1 protein-coding gene is annotated in these 232 nt (G+C 51.3%); it reads left to right on the top strand.

The features are described from left to right. Positions 1-232: integrase arm-type DNA-binding domain-containing protein (locus JEM65_RS23270; RefSeq protein ID WP_199603765.1), on the top strand; the 232-nt coding region annotated here is incomplete at both ends.

Here is a 232-nt window from a genome sequence, read left to right on the forward strand (position 1 = left end):
GCTTTTTGCGCTTGGCGACTACCCCAGCGTTGGCCTCGCCGATGCCCGCGAAAAATGCGAAGACGCGCGTAAGTTGGTAAGGCTGGGAGTCAGTCCTGTTCAAAATCGACAGTTTGAAAAAATTAGGCGTGAGATGGATTCCGCTAATACTTTCGAGGCCGTTGCAAAAGAATGGTTAGCGTTGAAAGATTGGGAGGATGTGACCAAGACGCGACGGTTGGACATGCTTCAG

Origin of the sequence: Gelidibacter salicanalis, from assembly GCF_016469035.1 — a bacterium.
Taxonomy (GTDB): Bacteria; Bacteroidota; Bacteroidia; order Flavobacteriales; family Flavobacteriaceae; genus Gelidibacter; species Gelidibacter salicanalis_A.